Origin of the sequence: Pseudomonas sp. zjy_15 (assembly GCF_043101865.1) — a bacterium.
Taxonomy (GTDB): domain Bacteria; phylum Pseudomonadota; class Gammaproteobacteria; order Pseudomonadales; family Pseudomonadaceae; genus Aquipseudomonas; species Aquipseudomonas putida_Y.
Map to the genome: position 1 here is coordinate 1 of NZ_JBICII010000120.1, position 23,135 is coordinate 23,135.

General features: G+C 65.0%; 8 protein-coding genes and 1 pseudogene. All 9 read right to left on the reverse strand.

Going from position 1 to position 23,135, the window contains the following annotated elements; translation table 11 throughout:
- Positions 1-184 precede the first annotated feature (184 nt).
- Entirely contained in the window at positions 185-1,519 is a 1,335-nt protein-coding gene (locus ACF8EF_RS23465; RefSeq protein WP_003247305.1) for an OprD family porin, read from the reverse strand.
- Between the two features lie 206 nt (positions 1,520-1,725).
- Positions 1,726-1,950: a hypothetical protein gene (locus tag ACF8EF_RS23470; RefSeq protein WP_176685700.1), complete on the reverse strand. Its 225-nt coding sequence runs from the start codon at positions 1,948-1,950 to the stop codon at positions 1,726-1,728.
- Positions 1,951-2,150: 200 nt separating this feature from the next.
- Positions 2,151-2,885, reverse strand: coding sequence for a YkgJ family cysteine cluster protein (locus ACF8EF_RS23475; protein ID WP_209967972.1), 735 nt, complete (start codon positions 2,883-2,885; stop codon positions 2,151-2,153).
- On the reverse strand, positions 2,882-3,193 hold the full coding sequence (locus tag ACF8EF_RS23480) for a hypothetical protein (protein WP_176685702.1): 312 nt from the start codon (positions 3,191-3,193) through the stop codon (positions 2,882-2,884). The genes ACF8EF_RS23475 and ACF8EF_RS23480 overlap by 4 nt, the downstream gene beginning before the upstream one ends.
- Before the next feature lie 88 nt (positions 3,194-3,281).
- Positions 3,282-4,181, reverse strand: a complete 900-nt coding sequence (locus ACF8EF_RS23485; RefSeq protein ID WP_021781736.1) for a chemotaxis protein — start codon at positions 4,179-4,181, stop codon at positions 3,282-3,284.
- A 146-nt stretch (positions 4,182-4,327) separates the two neighbouring features.
- Positions 4,328-5,512, reverse strand: a complete 1,185-nt coding sequence (locus ACF8EF_RS23490; protein ID WP_176685703.1) for an HlyD family type I secretion periplasmic adaptor subunit — start codon at positions 5,510-5,512, stop codon at positions 4,328-4,330.
- Entirely contained in the window at positions 5,509-7,677 is a 2,169-nt protein-coding gene (locus tag ACF8EF_RS23495; RefSeq protein ID WP_339444567.1) for a type I secretion system permease/ATPase, read from the reverse strand. Before ACF8EF_RS23495 ends, ACF8EF_RS23490 begins: the two co-directional genes overlap by 4 nt.
- Positions 7,674-9,110, reverse strand: coding sequence for a TolC family outer membrane protein (locus ACF8EF_RS23500; RefSeq protein ID WP_176685705.1), 1,437 nt, complete (start codon positions 9,108-9,110; stop codon positions 7,674-7,676). Before ACF8EF_RS23500 ends, ACF8EF_RS23495 begins: the two co-directional genes overlap by 4 nt.
- Before the next feature lie 63 nt (positions 9,111-9,173).
- Positions 9,174-23,123: pseudogene (locus ACF8EF_RS23505) on the reverse strand (BapA/Bap/LapF family large adhesin); the annotation flags it as partial.
- Positions 23,124-23,135 lie beyond the last annotated feature (12 nt).

Consider the following 23,135-nt stretch of genomic DNA (forward strand, 5'->3'; position numbering starts at 1 on the left):
TCGCGGGTAAACCCGCTCCTACAACACTGATCTGCGGTGGGACACACACCGGGGAATGGACACAGGCCGTTGTAGGAGCGGGTTTACCCGCGAACATCGGCGCAGCCGGTGCCCAACACCGCGGTGCCTTCTTCGCGGGTGAACCCGCTCTCACAGGGTTATAGGCGATGCTTGCAGCGCAAGATCAGAACACGTTCAGTGGGTAGTCGACGATTACCCGCACTTCATCGTTGTCGCTGTTGCTGTCGATCGACGCATAACCTTGGCTGCCGCGGTGGGTGGCATAGCGCACCAGCACCGACAGGTCCTTGAGGTCACCTTCCTGGAACACGTATTTCACGTCCAGGTCGCGTTCCCAGTGCATGGCGTTCTTGCCATCTTCGCGGTAGTAGTCGTAGTGAGTAGTGTCCTGAGTGGCCTTGGTCAGGTCGGCCTCACCGCGCGAATACGACAGCGAAGTGCTCAAACCAGGCACGCCGACACCGGCGAAGTCATAGCCGTACTGCAGTTTCCACGAGCGCTCGTTCGGCGCGTTGAAGTCCGAGTACATGCGCGAGTTGTCCAGGTACACGCTATCGCCCAGGTTGATGTAGTCGAATGGCGTGTTGCCGTTCACTCGCTGGTAGGCGGCGGTGACGCTGTGGAAGCCAGCGTTGACGGTGAAGTGCACGCTGTAGGTGTTGTTGTCGATCTTGCCTAGCAGGGCCTGGCCGGTGTCCTGGGTGTGATAGAAGTGCACGCCCGGATTCAGGCTGACCAGGTCATTGACCACATAGGTGTAGTCGAAGTCCGCGTAGTACTGGTTCCAGATGTCCTTCAGCTCGGCGGCGTACAGGTTGGCGGTGATGTGCTCGGTACCGCTCCACGACGCGCCGGCCCAGTTCAGGTGCTTGCTCTTGTCGTGCTCGTCCAGTGACCCGTAGTAGGTGTCGATGCGGCGGTGGCCGCTCTGGTTGTACGGGTGGGTGAAGCTGACCTGGCCGCCTTCGAGCAACAGGCCGTCGATGCTGGTGTTGGTCAGGCTCACACCACGGAAAGTCTGCGGCAGCATGCGGGTTTCACCGCCGGCGATCACCGGGTTGGTGAGGAACAGGTCCCCGGCTTTCAGCTCGGTGTCGAAGGCTTTCAGCTTGACCGCGGCACCGGCAGTGGAAAACGAGTGCGGGGCTGCGCCCAGCTCGCCGTCGTCCTTGATGTGCTCGGGCAGGATGCTGGTGCCGGCATGGCCGCCACCGCCGTCGAGCTTCAGGCCCAGCATGGCATGGGCGTCCAGGCCGAAACCGACCACACCGGGGGTGTAGCCCGACTCGAAGCGTGCCACCGCGCCCTGGCCCCACTCGCGGGTGTCGCGCACGCCGGCGTTATGGTTGTCGCGGTTGAAGTAGGCATTACGGAAATGCAGGTTGAACGACGAACCTTCGATGAAGCCATCAGCCTTGTCTTCATCTGCCTGAGCGGCGAAAGGGATCGTTGCAGTCAACGCAATGAAAAGCGGGGTAAAGCGAAACGCGGAAGGCACCGGTACTAGCTCCTTTGGTCTGACGGTGGGGCAGTTTTTATTTTTGAATGTGCATCTTTTTTATAGGTGGACGTTACAACCAGGCTGAGAGTTGAAGCACATAAAAAAAGCCGCTGATTGGCAGCGGCCTTTAAAAGGCTAACATATCGGCACCGGAGGTGCCCATGGCGTAGCCAAGGGAAAACAGGAGCAGTGACAGCGTTTGATCAGCTGTCGGCACTGGTGTCGACGGTGACTTTGGAAGCTGTCTGTTTCGCGTCTTTTACGGTGTCGGATTTATTTGCGGCTACAGCGTCACGGGCCTCTTGATGGACCGCCGCGAGCTCTGCATTACGGGCAACGAAAGCCGGGGATTCTTCGGCCATGGCCAGTGGCGACAACAACAGGGAAGACAGGACGAAGACGCTGGCAATACCCATACTGTTGGACATTTGAAACTACCTTCTTGCGGTGCAAGTGCTAATGAGGACAGGGGTAAAGTTAGTCCTTTCAGTGCACTCGAAACAGAGCGAAGTGCGATAAGCACTGTTGCGCAAAAGGTAACGATCGTTGGGTGAAATAATGGGACTTTCGGCGAAAGTCCCGTGCTAGAGCACCTGCACAGTGCGCCGCCCTGGGCAAGATGGTCAGGCTAGAAACCGATAAAGGCGTAATACACCGGGGTTTCATGGGTCGTGCGCAAACCCAGTGCCTGCAAGCTCGCCGTCAGCGCTTCATCCTGCACATGCAAGGTCCACTGCGCCCCTTCATTCCCCGGCACCTGCGCCAGCGCCGCAGCAAACGCCCCCATGTCCGGCAAGTAAGCGGTAAACCCGTTACCCTTGAGCGCACTGGTAGTCATGCCCAATGCCTGGCATACCGCCACCTTGGCCGCAATGTCATCACGGTCGGCCTGGCGCGAAGCCTGTACCAGCGCCTGCAGTTCCACATCGACCAGTTGCGTGCCGTGAATCAGCTCCGGCCCCTGTTGCCAGGCCTCCGGAGGGCAGTCCTTGCTGTCTGGCCGCAGTGGAATATGTGGGTTGATTTCTACCGGATAGATGCGACAGACCAGCGGGCGATGCTCATAGATGGTGCAGAGGTCGTTGGCGTCGAGGTTACGGCAACGTCCGGGGTTGAATGCAGCAAAGGTCACCGAGATACGTGCCTCGCCCTCGCCGCAATTCACCGGATGGGAGCGTCGCAGCACATGGTCACGCTGCTCCAGCGGCATGCCAGGGCCGTCCACGACGAAGGCCTCGATCAATACCACCACCTGGCCGGCATCGTCCGCCCAGCGACGAGCTTCGGCCAGCGTCAGTGGCACATGGTGGCCGGTGCAGCATTTGCCGCAGCCGGTACAGCCGAAACGTAAGCTGTCGTTCACTTGGCTTCCGGGCTCCATTCGCTGACGAAGGCACGCTGGTGCTGGCGGTCGTACAGGCACAGCTCGGTGCCGGTGCGCTGCTGCATATGCTTTTGTGGATAGACGCCTTCGATCAGCAGGGCACTCATGCCTGCCTGGTCATCGAACTCGGCGGGCTTGCCGCGGGCGTGGGCGTCCTTGAACTGGCTGGCGGTCAGGCAGGCCTTGAGCATCTGCTGGCGCTGCTCGTTCCAGGCCCGACTACTGGAGGCCTGGGCAATACCGCTGAAGAGGGCACAGCTGATCAGGATAGCGCTGAGAAGCTTCATATGTGATTCCGGCAATTTTCTTGCGAGGGGCGCGAATTATGCCCGAGTCACCCCCGGCGGCCAGCCGGGGAGTTTGTCGCTGAATATATCAGTGCTCGGCGAACACCACGGTACGCGCGGCCACCACCAGACAATCGGTCAGTTCTGGCGAGGAGAACTTGGTAAGGATGGCATTGGCCCCGGCCTGGGTCGCCTTTTCACTGCTCATGGCACTGTCCAGCGAGGTGTGCAACAGCACGTACAGGTGCTGGAAGTCAGGGGTTTCACGCAACGTGCGGGTGAAGGCGTAGCCGTCCATTTCGCTCATCTCGATGTCGGAGACGATGATGTTGATCTCCTGCGCGGTGCCTTGCAGCTCCAGTAGCACGTTGATGGCGTCTTTGGCGCTGCGCGCAGTGTGGCATTCGATACCGAGGTTGCGCAGGGTGTGCACCGACTGCTGCAAGGCCACCTGGCTGTCGTCCACCACCAGGATATTGGCCGCGGCCAGCAGGCTGGCATCTTCTTCGTTCAAGGTGCCGTGTGCTGGCTCGGCGACGGGCGGGGCGATGGCGTGTATGACTTTTTCGATGTCCAGCACCTGCACCAAGGTATTGTCGACGCGCGTCACGCCGGTGATGAACGAGCGGGTGCCCGAGGCGTAGGGCGGCGGTTTGATGTCGGTGCTCAGGCAATGCACGATGCGGCTGACCGCCTGTACATGCAGGCCTTGGCGCGAACGGCTGATCTCGGTAACGATCAGGCAGCCACCCTGTGGGTCGGCCAGTGGTTGTTCGCCGATGGCGCGGGACAGGTCGATGACCGACAGCGAGTGGCCGCGCAGGGTTGCCACGCCTTTTACGTGGGGGTGCGATTCGGGCAGCTTGGTCAGCGGCGGGCAGGGGATGATCTCGCTGACCTTGAGCAGGTTGATTGCCATCAGCTTGCCGCTGCGCAGGGTGAACAGCAGCAGGGATAGCGAATCCGCGCGGGCATTTTGCGTGGCCATGGTGACCTTCGGTGGGGTGCAGGGGGATAACTGGTTATCGGCCTGTTTTGGTCGGGCTTTAGACATTTTGCGCAGAACCCAGCAATGCTTGGGACCCTGTGGGAGCGGGTATGCCCACACACAAGCGATGTGTGTAAACGCCTGGATCAGCGTTCGCGCAGGGCTTCCTTGGCCCGGTTCAGCGGCTTGATCAGGTAATCGAGGATGGTTTTCTCGCCCGTTCGGATATCCACCGTGGCAATCATCCCTGGCACGATCGCAAAGCGCTTGCCGGCCTTGTTCTGCAAGCTGTCCTGTTCGGTGCGGATGAACACACGGTAGTAGTAGATTTCCGGTTTGACCTCGTCCTGCAGGGTATCCGGCGAGATGCCCACCACCTTGCCGTCCAGCCCGCCGTACACCGAGTAGTCATAGGCACTGATCTTGACCTTGGCCGCCTGCTCGGGGTGAATGAAAGCGATGTCCCGTGGCGCGATGCGGGTTTCGATCAGCAGGCGTTCGTCCATCGGCACGATCTTCATCACCTGGCCACCGGGCTGCACCACGCCACCCAGGGTGTTGACCTCGATGTCCTTCACAATGCCGCGCACCGGCGAACGCAAGGTCAGGCGGGTAAGTGAGTCGCTGCGCCCGCGGATCACTTCCGACAGGGCGTCCGCTTCGGCGCTGGCCTTGGCCAGTTCTTCCCGGGCGCGCACCAGATAGTCCGAGCGCGCCTCGTTGGCCTTGAGTTCCAGCTCGGAACGCTGGCGGTTCAGGCGGATCACTTCGACCCGGCTGGAGGCACCCATCTTCGCCAGGCTCTCGGTGATCTTCAGCTCGCTGCGCACCAGCTGCAACGAGTCCTGAATACCCGCCAGGGTCTGTTCCAGGCCGTGGCGGCGGGTCTGGTACAGCGCGGTTTCGGCATCGATCAGGTCAGGAGAGTCGCGCAGGCTCGCCGGAAAGGTCAGTGGCTTGCCGGTCACCTCTGCCTGCAGGCGGGCCTGGCTGGCCCTGGCAGCGCGGTACTTGGCTTCGCTTTCACCAACGCTCGACGCCGTCTTGGTGGGGTCGAGCTGGGCCAGTACCTGGCCGCGCTCGACCAAGTCGCCTTCGGCCACGCTCATCTGCGCGACGATACCGCCCTCGAACGATTGGATTACCTGCTCTCGCGAACTGGGGATGACCTTGCCTGTGCCGGTGGACACCTCGGTCACCTCGAACCAGGCCGCCCAGGCCAGGAACGCCGCCAGCATCAACGCGCACAGGGTGATCAGGCGGCCGGCACGGAATACCGCCTGGTCGTCCTGCCCGTCCAGGTAGGAGGCTGGAAGTTCATGGTCGCTCATGCCTGGGCTCCTTGCAGTTTGGCCAGCGCGGCATCGCGCGTGTCATCGATGACAATACGCCCGGCGTCCAGCACCAGGATCCGATCGACCCGCTGCAGAACGCTCAGGCGATGGGTTGCGATCACCAGTGTACGGCCCTGACAGAAGCGCTCCAGGTTATCCAGCAGCTTGCGCTCGGTCATGTCGTCCAGTGACGCGGTCGGCTCGTCCAGCAGCAGCACCTGCGGCTGGCGTACCAGTAAGCGCGACAGCACCAAGGCTTGGCGCTGACCGCCAGACAAGCCCAGGCCTCCTTCGAGGATCAAGTGGTCCATGCCCTTGGGCAGGCGGCGGACGAAGTCCAGTGCGCCAGTGGCGGCCAGCGCGGCCACCAGTTCCTGGTCGCTGGCCTGGCCGGCGCCGAGGGTGAGGTTTTCCCGCAGGGTGCCGTGGAACAGCCTCGCGTACTGCGGCAGCAGGCCGACGTCACGGCGCAGGTCAGCCGGGTCGAGGTGGGCCATTGCGATGCCGTCCAGGCTGATCTCGCCCTGTACCAGGTCCATGGCCCCGCCCAGCGCCTGCAGCAAGGTTGATTTACCGGCGCCGTTGCGGCCCAGCACGGCAATGCGCTCGCCCGGCTGGATATCCAGCCGGCCAATGTTCAGCACTGGCGGGTACTCTTCGCTGTAGCGGAAGTTGGCCTGGCGCAGGCGGTACTCGCCGTGAATCGCCGGCAGGTGCACGCGGGCTTCGCCTTCGGGGTGGTCGACCGGCGACTGCATCAGCTTGTCCAGGCCTTGCAGCGCGACCTTGGCCTGCTGCCAGCGGGTCAGCACATGGGTCAGCTGGGCCAGCGGTGCCATCATTCGCGACGAAAGCATGGATGCCGCCACCAGGCTACCTGTCGTGAGGTCGCCGGCGATGACCATGGGGGCGCCGATCACGATTACCACGGCAAACACTGCACCTTGCACGTTCTGCGTCCAGGTCACCAGGCCGTTGGTGAGGGTGCGCAGGCGCAGGTTGGTGTGTGCGCAGGCCGCGTTGTACTGGTTCCACTGTCGTTCGAAGCGTGCCTCTGCCTGCAGTGCCTTGATTTCGTCCAGGCCCTGGATGCTTTCCACCAGCATGGCGTTGCGCAGCGCCGACTCACGCATCGAGGCGTTAGCCAACCGTGCCAGGCGCCGTTGTGCAAGCAACCCAGGCAACACCATGGCCAGCAGCGCGACCAGCGGGATGAACACCAGTACGCCGCCGATCAGCCAGAACACGAACAGGAACAGCAGGAAGAACGGTAGGTCGGCCAGCACCGTAGCGGTGCTGGACGTGATCAGGTCGCGGATCGATTCCAGCTCGCGCAATTGCGAGATGAACGAGCCGGTGGACTTCGGCCGCACCGAGTTGCGCAGGCGCAGGGCATGGCCGTACACCAGGTCGCTCACCCGCAGGTCGGCGCGCTTGCCGAGCAGGTCGGTCACCTTTAGCCGCAGCAGGCGCATGCTGAAGTCGAACACCAGTGCCAACACCACACCGCCGAACAGGACGTAGAGGGTGGGCAGGGATTCGGCCGGTATCACTCGGTCGTACACCTGCATCGAGAACAGCACGCCCGCCAGCGCCAGCACGTTGGCCACCAGTGACGCGACCATTACCTGCCCATAGGGACGCAGGTCACGCAGTACGATGCGGGCGAACCAGTGGCGGTCGTAAGGCGCGGTGTAGTCGTCGGTGCGCACATCGCGCAGTGGCCGGGCCGGGCGCAGCAGGGCAACGCGGTTGATGCGGCCCTTCAGGGTGTCGCGGGGCAGGCGCGAAGTCAGGCCCTGGTCACCGGCAAACACTACCGCCAGGTCATCCTCTTCGGTCACCGACTCGACCACCGCCAACTGCCCGTCGTCCAGCTCCAGCACCAGCGGCGTGCGCCATTGCCGCAGGCCCTTGGCATCGAAGTGCACGAAGCGCAGTGCCAGCCCCGCCTGACGTGCCATGTGGCGGAGGATTTCATTCAACGGGCGGGCATCCTCCACAGCGGCCAGGCGAATACGCTGGGGTGATACGTCCAGGCGGTAGTGGTGCGCCACCTGCAATATCACCTCAAGCCAGGGGCCAAGGTCTGGCCGGTGCGCGGCGGCCTGCTCCGGCGCGGGCGCCTGGTTGGGCAGGGTCACATCGATCGAATCACTCATGGCTGGATCTCCACACCTTGCAGGTTGCGCCCCTCAAGGCCAAAGGCCGTGCGCAGGGCACCGGTGTTGTACAGGCAGTCGACATCCAGGCGCAGCAGGTCGGAGCGGGTGCCGGCAAGTTCGAAGCGTGACTGGTAGATCTCCTGCTCGGCGTTGAGCAGGTCGAGCAGTGGCCGTGTGCCCAGGTCCAGGTACTGACGCCCGTAGAGCATGCGTGCCTCCTGAATGCTGGCCTGGCGTGCTTCCAGCGAGGTCAGCCGGCGGCCCAGCCCGGAGGTTTGCGCCATGGCCTCGGCCAGGCCCCGACGCGCCTGCAGGCGTGCGGCGTCCTCGGCGGAGTCGGCGGCGGTCAGCGCGTGGCTGGCCGCGCGGGTACGGGCGCTGATGGAGCCCCCTTGGTAGATGGGGACTTCGACGTTCAGGTAGATGCCCGCCTGGGTGCGGTCCAGCCGTGCGTTATCGCGGTTGTAGTCGTCGTCCAGGTAATGATTGACCTGCGGTTGCAGCGACAGGGTGGGGTAGGCCTCCGCTTTGGCCTGGGCCAGCTCGGCCTGGCCCTGTGCGCGCTGGGCCAAGGCCATCAGCACGGCGGGCAGGCGGTCATCACCCTGTGCAGGGCGCTTGCAGGCCTGGTTCAGCTCGGCGGGTGAGCCCTCGGCCAGTGCCGGAGGGGTAACGCGGCCCATCAGCGCCGCCAGGGTCGAGCGCCAGCGCTCGTACTGTGACTGGTACTCCTCCAGGGTGGCACGGGCGCTTTCCACGCGGGACTCGGCCTGCACCACGTCGGAACGGGTGCTGGCGCCCATGTCGCTACGCTGACGGGCCATGCCGGCAATGTCGCCCACGCCGCGAATCTGGTCGCGGGCAATCGTCATCAGTTGCTCGTAGCGGCGGGTTTCGATCCAGGCATAGGCTGTGTCGCGGGCCAGATCGTCGACCACCAGCAGGATATTGGCCTGGGCGCGGGCGGCAGCAGCCTGGGCCGCACTGACGGCGCTGTCGACCTTGCCGAAATCATAGAGCATTTGCTTGAGCGACAGGTTCAGGGCCTGGCTATTGCGGTCGCCGCCATAACCGGTGTCATAACCGGTGCGGATACCGCCGGAAATCTGTGGGTAGTACCCCGCACGGGCGACGTTGATGCCTTCGCCCTGCTTGTAAAGGTTGCCGATGGCCTCAGCGATGCTCGGGTGCCATTGCGCTGCCTGCAGCACCGCGTCGGTAAGGCTCAGCCGTTCGCCACTGGCGACCGGGGCCATGCCGATGGGCGGGCGGGCGGGCACCGCCTCGGGCGCATCGCGTAATAGAGATGGCCCGATCTGGCGCAGGTGGGGGTCTATATCATCGGCTGCCTGGGCAACCGGGTGGAAGTTCAGGGCCAGGAACCCGAAGGCTCCCAGCAACAGCGGTGACAGCGGACTGCTTCGCTTCACATAGTTCCCTTACTGCTGGTCGTCCATGCCGCCGGGCATTCACCCGGCGGGTTTGCAGCGGCCTCAAACCACATGGATACCGTTTTGTACCCACAGGTGATGGCTTGGATCCTCCTGGGCCGTGTATTGGTTATAGTCGATGCCGTCGGCAGTTTGGTTCCCGACCAGCGTCCAGTTGTCCGTCATGTGAACCGAGTCTTTGTCGTCCCCCTTGATGATCAGTGTGTCGGTACCGGTTTCGGTGATTGCCACGACGTCCCCCAGGTTGAGGGTGAGCGCCACCGAACTGGTGTCGTTGAGGTCGAGGATTTCGATGTCGTGCACGCGCTCGGCCAGGTTGCCCAGGTCGATACTGGCATCACCGCCGCCCCACAGCAGGGTGTCGGTACCTGTGCCACCATCGACGCTGGCGAAGTTCTGGTCGACTACCAACAGCGTGTCGTCACCCGCCCCTCCCTGCAGGGTGATGTGGCCACCCTGGCTGCCATCGAGCTGGTCGTTGCCGTCGGTGCCGGCGATCACGTCGGTGGCCGCTGCCAGGCTGGCGAGTGCCACTGATTCGTCGCCGGTATCGGCCAGCAGCGATGTGGTCGTGGTGAGGCCGGCAGCATCGTCCACGTTGATGGTCAGGGTTGCGGTGTCGGTGGTGCCGTTCGGGTGGCTTAGCTCGTAGGTGAAGGTGTCTTGCTGGCCGACCACCGCCGAGGTGAGCCCCGCGTTGAGGGTGTAGGTGTAGCTGCCGTCGGCATGCACCAGCAACATGCCGTAGGTGCCGGCCACGCTCACCCCGTTGTAGCCTGGGATGGTGTAGGTGTTGGCCGCTGTCAGCACGCTCAGCACGGTCAAGGCCGAACCGATGTTGTCGTCAGTCAGCAGGTTGCCGGTGGCTGCTGTCGCGCCACTGACCACGAACTCGGTCAGGTACGTTGTGGTGGTGTTCAGGCTGGTGGTGATGGAGCTGAGCAAGCCAATGCCGCCGGCGGTGACACGGACTTGGTAGGTACCGGCGCCCTGGTTCTCGAAGGTATACCCGGCGCCACCCCCCAGCACGCTGATCAGCGAACCACCCGGTACCGACTGCACCAGAACGTACTGGCCAGTGGCCGGGTTGAGCTTGAGTAGCTCGATGGTGGTGCCGTTGAGCAGGCTCAACAGGTTGGCGGAGTTGACCACCACCTGCAGGTCGGCCGTGGTGTCGGCGGCAACCGTGGTGGTGTAGGTGGCCTGACGGGTACCGATCAATGGCAGGTTCAGCGAGCCCAGCGTACTGCTGCTGGTGTCCACGCGGTTGTCCAGGGTGACCTGGCTGCTACCAACGTCGTTGACTGCGTCGACCACCGTGGCCGGTGCTCCGTAGTTGGTGTCGCTCCAGATTTCCGTGGCTTGCGGGCTGTCGATGCGCACGTACAGGTTGGCGGTATCGGACAGGCCGTTCGGGTGCACCAGCTGGTAGCTGAACACATCCACCTTGCCCACACTGTTCGGGCTGCCGTTGGGCGTGTAGGTGTAGCTGCCGTCCGCACTGATCACCAGGGTGCCGTACTGGCCCTGAACCGTCGTGGCGGTCCCGGCCGAGACGTAGCTGCCGTCTTTTAGTACTTGCAGCACGGCGGCGCTGTCCGGGCCACTGGCATCCACCGCGCCATCGGTACCCACGTCGGTAATGACGTTGCCGGAGGTAGCAATGCCGCTGCCGGTGAATTGGGTCAGGCTGGTGGAGACGATGTCCAGCGTGGTGCTCACTTCGGTGACCAGGCCGATGCCGCCACTGCCCACGGTCAGTCGGTAATCACCGGCTTGCAGCACGCCGATGTCCACCTGCAAGCCGATCGGCAGCACGATCAGGTCGAGCAGGCCCTGAGTGTTGCCGGTGGCGATGGTCACCCAAGCGCCGCTGGCGTCCTTCACCTGCAGGGTGAAGCTGGTGTTGTTGAGCAGTGCCAGCACGCTGTTGGTGGTCAGTGTGAGGGTAGGGTCGGCCGTGCTGCCTGCTGCCACCGTCCAGGTGTAGGTCTTGGAGAAGCCCGACAGCAGCGTGGTGAAACTGTCGGTGTAGGTCTCCGTGGCGCTGACCGCTTCCAGGTTGACCGTGGCCGTGGCCAGGTTGTCACTGGCGATGACCGGTGCATTTGCATCCACATCCGGTGCCGTGACGTTGACGTTGCCCGACACGTTGCCGCGCGGGTCGCTGAGGGTCACAGACAGGATCTGGCCGTTGTCCTGAGGCGGGCTCAGGGTCACGGTGAAGGTGCCGTCCGCCTGCACCGTTGCGGTTTGCAGCACGGTACCGCCGGCGCTGCGTACGGTTACGGTGGCACCCACTTCGCCCGTACCGGTGAGGGTACTGCCATCGGCACTGAACAGCAGGTTGCCGGCAGCCGCAGGCGGGGTCAGGTCCGGTGCGGTCAGCGCAGTGCCTGTGGACACGTTACCGGCGCTGTCGGTGAGGGTGACGCTGAGCGCCTGGTTGTCGATCTGCGCCGCGGCCAGGCTGACCACGAACAGGCCGTTGCTGCCCACCGTTGCGGTACCCAGTACGGTACCGGTGCTGTTGCGCACGGTGACCGTGCTGCCGATCTGGCCAGAACCACTGACCGAGGTGCCGTTGGCGTTGATGGTGGCCAGCGGGGCAGCTGGCGGGGTGGTGTCCGGCGCAGTCAGGCTGGTGCTGGCGGACAAGTTGCCGGCAGCATCGGCCTGGCGTACCACCAGCAGTTGCCCGTCGTTCTGTGGCGAGGTCAGGGTAATGCTGAAGGTGCCGTTGGCCTGTACCACTCCGGTACCGACCTGGCCGTTCGGGCCCTGGACGGTAACGGTAGCGCCCGCTTCACCGCTACCGGTAAGCACGGTGCCCGCGCCATCGATGGCGATGTTGGTAGGGGCGGCAGGTGGCTGCAGGTCTGCGGCGGTGTAGCTTGTGCTGCCGGACGCATTGCCTGCAGCGTCAGCCTGGCTCACGCCCAGGACCTGGCCGTTGAGCTGCGCGGCGTTCAGGTTGACGGTGAACACGCCACCGCCATTCACCACCGCCGTGCCGAGCACATTGTCGCTGGCATCACGCACTGTCACCGTGGCACCGGCTTCACCCGTGCCGCTCAGCACCAGGCCATTGACAGAGAGGCTGGTCACCACCGGGTTGGCCGGTGGCGTAATGTCAGCTGCTTGCAGGAAGGTCGGCTGCGATTCGCCGCCGACCAGTGCCACCGCTGTTACCGAAATGTGCTCGCCGTTGAGCTGGGCTGCGTCCAGCGTCAGGGTGAAGGAGCCGTCCAGGGTTGCGCTGCCTGTACCGATCAGGTTGCCTGCGGCATCGTACACGCGAATGCCCACACCGCTTGGTGCACTGCCTGTCAGGGTCAGGCCGTCGCTGCCCAAGGTCACGTCGGTTGGCGGCACGGGTGGTGCGATCAAGGGTGTGACGTAGGTCGCGACCGCAGACGTATTGATACCGTCGGACTGTGTCACTTCCAGGGTGGCGAGCGAGCCCGCCGCCGGCACCAGCGTTATCTGGAAGTTGCCAGCGGCATCCACCACGCCGGTGCCGATCACGCTTCCGTCGAGGCTGACGGTGACCGTGGCATTGGCTTCGCCTTTGCCGGTCAGCACGTTGAAGGTGTTGTTGATCGCCAGGTTGGTTACCAGGTCGGGTGGCGAGGTGTCGTTGGTCTGGTAAGGGACCGCCACCGAAGCGTTGCCGGCATCATCCGTGGACACTACCGTCAGCAACTGGCCATTGTTCTGTGCCGGGCTGATCGGCACAGTGAACTGGCCGTTCTCATCCACTTCCACCGTGCCCACGATGTTGTTGTCCGGGCCCCATACCGTGATGGTGGTGCCGGCTTCGGCCGTACCCGTCATCGATGTACCGGCTGCGTTGAGCAGCAGGTCGGTCGGCTGCACTGGTGGGGTCAGGTCTGGCGCAGTCACTGCCAGTGGTACCGACGGGTTGCCAGTGGCGTCCTGGGCGACGATGGTCAGCGTTTCGCCGTTGATTTGCGGGAGGTTCAGGTCAAGGACGAAGGTGCCGTCCGGTTCCACCGTTACCTGGCCCAGCAGGTCGCCGTTGTTGTTGACCACGGTGACGCGGGTGCCGGCTTCGGCGGTACCGGTCACCTGGGTACCGCTGTCGTTGATGACGGCGATCACGGTGGCAGGTGGTGTGGTGTCCGCCGCCGTGACCGAGCTGATTGGCGAGATGTTCTCGGCTGCGTCGGTCAGGGTTACCTGCAGCACCTGGCCATTGAGCTGCGCTGCATCCAGCTCGACGATGAAGGTCCCGTCGGCGCCCACTGTGCCGGTACCGACCTGCGTGGTACCGACGTACACGCGCACGGTGGCGCCCACTTCGCCGATACCGCCCAGTTCGTCACCTGCCGCATTGAGCCGCAGTTCGGTTGCCGCAGCTGGCGGCGTGAGGTCCGGCGCTTGCACGTTGACCGGCAGGCTGACGTTGCCGGGAGGGTCGGCCTGCAGCACCGACAGGGTCTGGTTGTTGATTTGTGCAGGTGACAATTCGACGCTGAAGCTGCCATCAGCAAGCACGATACCCGTGCCCAGTACGGTACCGGCTGCGTTACTGACGATTACGGTGGCGCCGGCCTCGCCCAGGCCGCTGACCACACTGCCGTCGGCGTTGATCACCACTAGGGTGAGCGGGTCGGGTGGAGTGAAGTCCGGGGTTTGCAGGGTTGCCACTGCCGAGACGTTGCCGGCCGCATCGGCCTGGGTGAAGCTGAGCAGCTCGGCGTTGCCCAGTGCCGGGCTCAGCGTGATGGTGAAGTGGCCGCTGGCATCGACGGTGGCGCTGCCGATTTCCTCGCCTGCCGGGTTGGTCACGGTCACCAGCGCGCCTACTTCGCCGCGGCCGGTGAGGGTGACACCATCACCGGAAACGGCCAGTTCGCCTGGTGCCGTTGGCGGTGTGGTATCGGGTGCGGTGATGGCGCTGGCGGCAGACTGGTTGCCAGCCGCATCGGTCAGCACCACTTGCACCTGTTGGCCGTTGGCCTGCGGCGATGTGAGGTTGACCTGGAAGGTGCCGTCGGCGCGCACCGTTGCACTGCCCAGCACCGAACCATCAGCGGCGAGCACACGCACGGCGGCACCTGCTTCGCCGGTACCGTTCAGCAAGCTGCCACCCCCAGCGAAGGCCAGGTTGCCGGCAGCATCCGGCGCGACGCGGTCAGGGGCTGTCAGGCTGATGCTGTTGGACTCGTTGCCGGCCACATCGGACTGGCTGGCGCTGAGCTGTTCGCCGTTGACTTGAGCGGCGCTCAGGTCGACGTTGAAGTCGCCATTGGCATCGACCACGGCAGTGCCCAGGTCGATACCGCCTTCGCCAAGCACGGTAACGGTGGCACCTGCTTCACCGCGGCCACTGAGTATCAGGCCGTCGTTGGACAACACCAGATTGGTCAGTGGCTGCGGTGCCGTGGTGTCCGGTGCCTGTAGGGTAGCGGGCAGCGATACGGTGCCATCGGTGCCCGTTGCGCTGACCTGCAGCACTTCGCCATTGGCCTGTGCACTGCCCAGATTGACAGTGAACGTGCCATCGTTACCGACCGGGCTGCTGCCGAGCAATACGCCGTTGGGGCCGTAGACCTTGACTGTATTGCCCGCCTCAGCGGTGCCGGTCACTGACAAGCCGTCGGCGGCCAATATCAGGTTGTCCGGCGTGGCCGGTGCCAGCACCCCTGGCGCAGTCACGCTTTGTGCCGGGGAGATGTTCTGTGCGGCATCGACCTGGACCACGCTCAGGCTTTCACCCGTGATCGCTGCCGGCGACAGGGACACGCTGAAGTGACCGTCAGCCGCCACTGTAACGTTGCCTAGCACGGTACCGTCTGGTGCCCGTACGGTCACAGTTGCGCCTGCTTCGCCATCGCCGGTGAGGGTGGCGCCATTGGCGGACACCGCCAGGTTGGTCACGGCAGCCGGCGGCGTGGTGTCGGCTGCGGTGTAAGGTGCGGCCGGCGACACGTTGCCGGCTGCGTCGGTGGCGGTTACCTGCAGCGTCTGGCCATTGGTCTGGGCACTGTTCAGGGTGACCTGGAAGGTGCCGTTGCTGCCCGCTACCGCTGTGCCCAGCACGTTGCCGCTGGCATCGCGTACGGTCACGGTGCTGTTGGCTTCGGCGTTACCGGTCAGTTGCAGCCCGGTAGCCGACAGGGCGAGTGCTGTCGGTGCCGTAGGCGGGGTGAAGTCCGGTGCGGTGACCGCCACGGCGATGGAGGTGTTGTTGCCCGCGTCGGTCTGCGTAACGCTCAGGAGCTGGGCGTTGAGCTGGGCGCTGTTCAGGGTGAGGGTAAAGCTGCCATTGGCCGCTACCAGGCCGGTGCCGATGATGGTCCCGTCCGGGCCGTGAACGGTGACCGTGGCACCGGCTTCGCCCAGGCCGGTCAGGGTCAGGCCGTTGCTGTTCAGCACCACGTTGGTCAAAGGCGCGGGTGGGGTCAGGTCCGGGGTTGTCACATTGATCGCAGGCGAGGTGTTGCTGGCGGCATCCACTTGCGTCACGCCGATGACCTGGCCGTTTGCTTGTGGCGTGTCGAAAGTCACCGTGAAGCGACCGTCTGCGCCCACCGTGGCTGTGCCGAGCAAGGCGCCGGCGGCATTGCGTACCTGTACCGTGGCGCCCGCTTCACCGCTGCCGGAAAGCTGGCGGCCGTCCTGGCTCAACACCGGGTTACTGATGGCCGCCGGCGGTGTGTGGTCTGGCGTGGCCAGGCTGGCCGGGCCTGACACATTGCCCGCGGCATCGCTGAGGGTGACCTGTAGCGGGCTACCGGTGACCTGCGCGCTGGGCAGGGTGATCTGGAACTGGCCGCTCTGGTTGACGGTGCCAGTGGCGAGGATGGCGCCGCTGGCGTCGCGCACGGTGACGCTGGCACCGGCTTCGCCCTGGCCGCTGAGCACGGTGGCTGCGCTGTTGAGGCTGAGGTTGCTGGCCGCCAGTGGTGCCTGCAGGTCAGGCGCTTGCAGGGTGGCCGCGAGCGAAACGTTACCTGCAGCATCAGCCTGGGTCACGATCAGGTTCTGCCCATTGGCCACGGCCGGCGAGAAGCTGACGCTGAACAGGCCATTGCTGTCCACGGTTGCAGTCCCCAGCAAGGTGCCTTGTGCGTCTGTCACGCGCACGGTTGCGCCCACTTCGCCTTGGCCGGTCAGCGTACTGCCGGTGGCGTTGAGGTTTACCTGCGTCGGCGCGTCAGGTGCCGTGGTGTCATTGGCCACGATAATGGCCGGCACCGAAGGTTGGCCATCGGCGGTAGCCTTGGCACTGACCTGCAAGGTCTGGGCGTTGAGCTGGGCGTCCTGGAAGAACACTCGGAAAGTACCGTCACTGCCGACCGTAGCGCTGCCCAGGGTGGCGCCCCCGGATGTCACGGTAATCAGCGAGCCGACCGTACCTTGACCGGTCAGCAGGAAACCGTCGGCACTGATGGCAAGGGCCGAAGGCGTGGCCACTTCGGCACCTGTCGGGCCAGTCAGTGGTATTTCAGGCGATTCGTTGCCGGCAGGATCGATCACCACCACATCGACGGTTTCGCCTGATGCCAGGGGTGGGTCGACCGGTATCACGAAGGTGCCGTCCGGCCCTGCAGTTACAGTGCCGCGCACGGTGTCATCCGGGTTGCGGATTTCCACTGTGCTGCCAGGTTCGGCTGTGCCGCCGACCGAGCTGCCGTCCGGGCTTACGGTAAGGCCGGTGGCGGGCTCCGGGTTGGTTGTGTCCGGCGCAGTCACAGAGACCGGTGCCGAATCGTTGCCGGCTGCGTCCGTCACCACCACGGTCACGGTCTGGCCGTTGTTCTGCGGGATATCCAACGGCACGCTGAAGCTGCCATCCGGGTTGACCGCAACGGTAATCACGTTGCCGGCCTCATCGCTCACAGTCACCGAACTGGCGCCCGGTGCGTTACCGGTCACAGCGGTGCCATCGCCGTTGACTGCAACGTCGGTGGGCAGTGCCGGTGGCGTGATGTCTGGCGCAATGATCTGGCTGGGCTGCGAAATGTTGCCGGCCGCATCGGTCAGCGTCACATCCAGGGGCTGGCCGTCCAGCTGTGCGGGCGACAGTGGGACCGTGAAGCTACCGCCAGCGGGCACGACGGTGGTGCCGACCAACGTGCCGTCGGCAAGCTTCACTTCCACCGTGGAGCCAGCTTCACCTGTACCTTGGATGGCGTTGCCGCCCGAGGTGATCGTGAGGTCGGCAGGCGCAGCTGGCGCAGTGCTGTCGTCAGCGGTGAAAGTGGCCGACGGCGAGGCATTGCCGCCGCCATCGATCAGCACCACCGACAGCACTTCACCGTTGGTCTGTGCGGGGGAGAGTGCCACTTCGAACGTGCCGTCTGCATTCACCGGGAGGGTGCCTAGCAGGTCGCCCGCAGCGTTGCGTACCTCTACGGTGCTGCCTGCCTCGCCCTGCCCGCTGAGCAGTGTGCCGGTAGGGTCAAGGCCCAGACCTTGCGCCGGCAGCGGTGCCTCGAGGTCAGGTGCGGTCACGGTGCCAGCGGGCGAGCCGTTGCCGCTATTGTCCGCCTGAGTGACAGACAGCGTCTGGCCATTGAGCTGTGGCGGGTCGATTGCCACCTGGAAGGTGCCATCGGGCTGGACCGTTGCGGTGCCCAGTACTGCGCCGCCAGTGCCGGTCACGGTCACCTGCGCACCCGGCTCGCCGCTGCCGCTCAGGCTGCTGCCGTCGCCAGCCAGGACCAAATCGGTGGGGCTATCGGGTGCCTGGGTATCCGGTGCCAACAGGTCGACCGCCGCCGACAGGTTGCCGGCCGCGTCGCGTTGCTCCACGGTCAGTGCCTGGCCGTTGGTCTGCGGCGTGTCGAGGGTAATTTCGAAAGCGCCGCCAGCGCCGACCACTGTGCTGCCCAGCACGCTGCCGTCCGGTCCGCGCACGGTGACAGTAGCACCTGGTTCGCCGTTGCCGGTGATCGTGGTGCCGGTGCCGTCGATGGCCGGGCTGGTGACCACTTGCGGTGGGGTAGAGTCGGGTGCAGTGAAGTCCACTGGCCCTGCGCTGTTGCCCAGGTTATCGGTAGCTTCCACGGTCAGGCTTTCGCCATTGCGTTGTGGCGCGTTGAGGGTGACGTCGAATCGGCCGTCACCGCCCACGGTGGCAGTGCCCAGCACGTTGCCTTCGGCGTCACGCACGGTGACGATGGAGCCGCTTTGACCTTGGCCTGTGAGGTGAATGCCAGCGGTATCGATGGCCAGCCCGGAGGGTTGCAGCGGGCCGTCGGTATCGGGCGCCACGATGGTGGCGGTCGAGGTGTTGCCAGCCGGGTCGCGCAATACCACGTCCAGTTCCTGGCCGTCGGTCTGCGGTGGGTTCAGGACCACGCTGATCACACCGTCGGCACCGACCTGGGCGTTGCCCAGCACAGTACCGTCGGCGCTGATGACTTGCACGGTGGTGCCCGGTTCACCGCGACCGGTGAGCAGGTCGCCCTCGGCGTTCAGTTGCAGTTCGCTGGCTTCATTGGGCGGGGTGATATCGGGGGCGGTGATCTGGGTAGGCAGCGAACTGTTGCCAGCGCCGTCAATCGCCACGACATCCAGTGCCTCGCCGTTGGCCTGTGCGGGGGTCAGGCCGATGGTGAAGCTGCCATCCGGGCCGGCCTGGACGCTGCCCAGGACATTGCCCTGCGCGTCACGCACTTGCACCTGCGTATCTGCCGGTGCGGTACCGGAAACGCTGGAGCCGTCGCCGGCCACCACCACGCCGCTCGGGCTTTCGGGCAGCGGTGTATCGGCAACGGTCACACTGACCGCTGCCGAGGTATTGCCGGCGGCATCAGTCTGCACCAGCACGAGGTTCTCTCCGGCGGCCAGCGGTGCCTCCAGATCGACCACGAAGGTGCCGTTTGGCGCCACGGTGCCGGTACCGATGACTGCACCTTGGGCATCACGCACTTCCACCGTGGCACCGGGCTCGCCACGGCCCGAGACTGCCAGGCTGCCATCGCCTGCCACCACGTCGGCGACGATCGCTGGCGCGGTAATGTCCGGGGCCACGTAGCTCAGCGGCACCGAAGTGTTGCCTGCTGCATCAATCACCGTGATGGACAAGGTTTCGCCATTGGCCTGTGGCGGGTCGAGGGTCAGGCTGAAGCTGCCATCCGGCTCGGCAATGGCGCTACCGATCAGGTTGCCCGAGGCATCTTCAACCTCCACTCGGGCGCCTGCTTCTGCAGTGCCGACCAGGCTGTCGCCATTGCTCAGTACCAGGTCGGTTGGTTGCAGCGGTGCCACCAGGTCCGGCGCTGTCAGCGGGGTAGGTGTAGAGACGTTGCCGGCGGCGTCGGTCAGGGTCACTTGCAGGGACGAGCCATCCACCACCGGGGTGGGCAGTTGTACATTGAAGCTGCCATCGGGCTGAACGGTGCCGCTCACCAGCACCTGCCCCTGATCGTTGCGCACCTCCACGGTGGCGCCCGCTTCGCCGCGCCCGGAGACTGTGCGGCCATCGTTACTGATGGCCAGCTCGGTAGCGGGCTCCGGCGGTGTGGTGTCGCCGCCGTTGTCCACGATCGGTGCGGTGACGCTACCGGCCGTGGAGGCGTTGCCTGCGGCATCGGTGGCCGTCACCTGCAACTGCTCGCCTGCCACTTGTGGCGGAGTGAGGTCGATGCTGAAAGCGCCGCTGGCCCCCACCACGACACTGCCCAACACCGTGGTGCCGTCGGCGGCCAGCACACGGACGGTGCTGCCTGATTCGGCGCGGCCACTGACGACGCTACCATCGCCACTGATTGCGAGATCGCTGGGTGCCACAGGCGGGGTGATGTCTGGTGCGGCGACCTGCACCGGCAACGACGAGGTGCCGTTGTTGTCGATCGCCACCACGTCCAGCAACTCGCCATTGGCCTGGGCCGGTGTGAGCACCACGGTGAAGGTGCCTTCGGCACCCACCACGATGCTACCGACCAGCGTGCCGTTGGCATCATGCACTTCCACACGGCTGCCTGCCGGAGCAGAGCCGCTGATGCTGCTGCCATCGGCGGCCACGACCAGTTCGCTCGGGCTGGTAGGCGTGACCACCAGTGGCACGTCGTAGGTCAGCGCTTCAGAGGCGTTGCCGCTCGGGTCGGTCTGTACCAGGCTCAGGCGTTCACCCGGCAGCGCAGCTGGATCGAGGTCGATCAGGAAAGTCCCGTTCGCGGTCACTGTGCCGGTACCGATCAGCGTGCCATTGGCATCGCGCGCCTCGACGGTTGCACCGGCTTCGCCGCGACCGCCCAGGGTCAGGCCGTCGGCGCCGACCACAATGTTGCTGACCACGGCAGGTGCGGTGATGTCCGGGGCATCGAACTGTAGGGGTGAAGAGACATTGCCGGCGGTATCGACCAGACGGATATCGAGGATTTCGCCATTGGCCTGGGCTGGCGACAGGGTAATGCTGAAGCTGCCGGTTTCATTGACCAGACCAGTGCCGAGCAAGTTGCCCGAGGCATCGAAGGCCTGCACTGTCGTGCCAGGCTCGCCGTTGCCGCTCAGGGTCACGCCGTCGGCCAAGGCCAGGCCGGTCGGCTGGGCCGGGGCCTGCAAGTCCGGGGTAGCCACCGACGCCGGTGCAGAAGCATTGCCGCTGGCATCAGTCAGCACCACTTGCAGGTTGCTGCCATCTTTCACCGGTGGGTCGAGGGTGATCTGGAAGGTACCGTCCGGGTTGACCGAGCCGCTGGCCAGTACATTGCCCTGGGCATCGCGCACCTGCACGCTGGCACCGGCTTCGCCGCGGCCATTGAGCTGGGCGCCGGCCAGGTCGACTACCAGGTTGGTCGCGGCATCCGGTGGGGTGATGTCGCCACCGTCGATGTCCGGTGCGGTGATGTCGCCGGCCGTGGAGGTGTTGCCTGCCGCATCGGTGGCGGTGACTTGCAGCACCTCGCCGTCTACCTGTGGCGGGTCGAGGGGGATGCTGAAACTGCCAGTGGCGTCGACCACCACACTACCCAGCACGGTGGTGCCATCGGCGGCCATCACACGCACGGTACTGCCCACTTCAGCGCGGCCGGTGACCACGCTGCCGTCGGCATTGATCACCAGTTCGCTCGGGGTGACCGGCGGGGTGATGTCCGGTGCGGTGACCTGCACGGGTAGCGATGTAGCGCCGCTGCCGTCGATGGCCACCACGTCCAGCAATTCGCCGTTGGCCTGGGCCGGGTTGAGGATGACGGTGAAGGTGCCATCGACACCTGCCACGACACTGCCGACCAGTGTGCCGTTGGCATCGTGTACTTCCACGCGGCTGCCTGCCGGGGCTGTACCGGTGATGCTGACGCCGTTCTCAGCAACTACCAGGTCGCTTGGGCTGGCGGGCGCAGTGGTTACCGGAACTTCATATTGCAGGGCCTCGGAGGCGTTGCCGCTCGCATCGGTTTGCACCAGGCTCAACTGAGCGCCCGGCTGGGCAGCCGGGTCCAGGTCGACCTCGAAGGTGCCGTTGGCGCCGACGGTGCCAGTACCGATGACAGTGCCGTTGGCATCACGTACTTGTACGGTAGCACCCGCTTCGCCCCGGCCACTGAGCACCAGGCCATCGGCGCCGACCACGATGTTGCTGACAGTAGCTGGCGGCGTGATGTCCGGTGCAGTGAACGCCAGCGGCGTCGAACTATTGCCGGCGGTGTCCACCACGCGAATGTCCAGTGCTTCACCATTGGCCTGGGCGGGGAACAGCGTGACGCTGAAGGTGCCGTCTTCGTTGACCAGGCCTGTGCCGATCAGGCTGCCGATGGCATTGCGCACCTGTACGGTGGCACCGGGCTCGCCGCGGCCGGTGAAGGTCACACCATCAACCAAGGCCAGCTCGGTTGGCTGCGCCGGGGACTGCAAGTCTGGCGCGGCGACTGAACCGGGTTGCGAGACATTGCCGGCAGCGTCGGTCAGGGTCACTTGCAGGGTACTGCCATCGGTGATGGCCGGGTTCAAGGTGATGGCGAAGGTGCCATCTGGGTTGACCGTGCCCGTGGCAACCACGGTGCCTGCGCCATCGCGAACCTGAAGGCTGGAACCGGCTTCACCGCGACCGGTCAGCTGGCTACCGGCAGTGTTGACCGCCAGGTTGGTCGGGGCCTCCGGAGGCGTTGTGTCGCCGCCGTCGATGTCCGGAGCAGTAAGGCTGCCGGCGGTGGAGGCGTTGCCTGCTGCATCGGTGGCGGTGACTTGCAGCACCTCGCCGTCTACCTGTGGCGGGTCGAGGGTGATGCTGAAGCTGCCGGTAGCGCCCACTGCCACGCTACCCAGCACCGTGGTGCCGTCGGCGGCCAGCACGCGCACGGTGCTGCCCGGTTCGGCACGGCCGGTGACCACGCTGCCGTCGGTATTGATCACCAATTCGGTCGGTGCGGCAGGGGCGGTGATGTCGGGGGCGGTGATCTGGGTGGGCAGCGAGGAAACGCCGCCATCATCGATGGCGACCACGTCCAGCAGTTCGCCGTTGGCCTGGGCCGGGTCGAGGGTTACGGTGAAGCTGCCGTCGGGACCAGCCACCACAGTGCCGATCAGTGTGCCGTTGGCGTCATGCACTTCCACGCGGGTGCCGGCAGGTGCGGTACCGCTGATGCTGCTGCCGTCTTCGGCGACCACCAGGTCGCTGGGGCTGACAGGCGCAGTGGTGACCGGGACTTCGAATTGCAGTGCCGAGGATGCGTTGCCGCTTGGGTCGGTCTGCACCAGGCTCAGTTGCTCGCCCGGCTGTGCGGCCGGGGCGAGGTCGATCAGGAAGGTGCCGTTGGCGCCGACAGTGCCGGTACCGATGACAGTGCCATTGGCATCGCGTACTTCGACGGTGGCGCCGGGCTCGCCGCGACCGCTCAGGGCCAGGCCGTCAGCGCCGACCAGGATGTCGGTGACCGCATCGGGCGGAGTGATGTCCGGCGCATCGAATTGCAGTGGTGCCGAGGCGTTGCCTGCGGCATCCACCACGCGAATGTCCAGGGCTTCTCCATTGGCCTGGGCGGGGAACAGCGTGACGCTGAAGGTGCCGTCTTCGTTGATCAAGCC